At 73.2% G+C, this 1,285-nt stretch carries 2 pseudogenes; both read left to right on the top strand.

Going from position 1 to position 1,285, the window contains the following annotated elements:
• Positions 1 to 410, top strand: a pseudogene (locus BJP40_RS34725) (hypothetical protein); the annotation flags it as partial.
• A gap of 54 nt (positions 411 to 464) precedes the next feature.
• Positions 465 to 1,285 (top strand): annotated as a pseudogene (locus tag BJP40_RS28645) (hypothetical protein); the annotation flags it as partial.

Here is a 1,285-nt window from a genome sequence, read left to right as displayed (position 1 = left end):
CCGACCGGGTCTACGACCGGGACCCGGTCGGGGTCGCGGCGGGCCGCCGGGGCTGGGGGGCCCGCACCGACCCCACCAGCCTGTCGCTGACCCTCAACAACCGCGACGGCCACTTCAGCCCCCGCAACCCGATGAGCCCCTACTACGGGCTACTCACCCGCAACACCCCGATCCGCGTGTCCGTGGCGGGCGCGGACTCCTACCTCGTGCTGGACGGCGACCCCCCCCGTGTCGCCTCCACGCCCGACACGGCGGGGCTCGCCGTCACGGGCGACATCGACGTCCGCGCCGAGGTCGAGATCGACTGGCACACCGTCGGCTCGACCCAGACCCTCATCGGGCAGTGGGGGGCGGACGGCAACCGGGCCTGGGTGCTACGCGTCCACGATGGTCAGCTGGCCATCAACTGAACGCCCGACGGCACCGCGTCGGGCAGCTTCGTCGGGTTCGTGACCCTGCCGCAGATGCCCGTTCGGGCCGCGGTCCGGGCCGTGCTGGACGTCGACAACGGGGCCGGTGGCTACGACGTTGGCTTCTACTGGGCGAACTCCCTGGACGGCCCGTGGGTGCACCTGGGCACGTTCACCGGCGGCGTCACGACCAGCATTCACGACAGCCCCGCCCCGCTGGAAATCGCTCCGACCGCGACCGACACCACCCCCGACCGGCTGCCATTCACCGGCCGCGGGCACCGCTTCGAGGTCCGCGACGGCATCGACGGCACGCTGGTCGCCGCGCCCGACTTCGCCGACCTGGCGCCGGGAACCACCGCGTGGACCGACAGCACCAGCCTGGACTGGACCGCCCCGGCCGGCGCCGTGCAGGACTGGGACTACCTCGTGCACGCCGAGATCGCGTCCTGGCCCACCCGCTGGGACACCTCCGGCTCCGACATCTACGTGCCGCTGCAGGCCGCGGGGATCCAGCGGCGCCTGCGCCAGGGCCGCAAGGCGCTCGCGTCGACGCTGCGGCGCCGTCTGACGCCGCAGGCCGAACCGGCGCTGCTGGCGTACTGGCCGATGGAGGACGGCCGCGCCTCGACGCGGTTCTACTCGCCGATGGAGGGGGTGCTGCCGCTGCGCCCGACCGGCATGTCGTACGCGGCCGACGACACCCTTGGTGGGGCGTCGGCGCTTCCCACGCTCGGCTCGTCGGCCAGCATCCGCTCCACCGTGCCCACCACCAGCGTGTCCGGCTGGCAGGTCGAGTGCGTCTACTACCTGCCGGAAATGCCCGCCACGCAGACACGGATCTGGCGGATGGTGGTGGCCGGATCCACCTGCCG

Source organism: Streptomyces sp. CC53, from assembly GCF_001865245.1.
In the GTDB taxonomy this organism is placed as follows: domain Bacteria; phylum Actinomycetota; class Actinomycetes; order Streptomycetales; family Streptomycetaceae; genus Streptomyces.
Note: the sequence above shows the minus strand (reverse complement) of the source record. Positions and strands in the feature narration are given on the sequence as shown.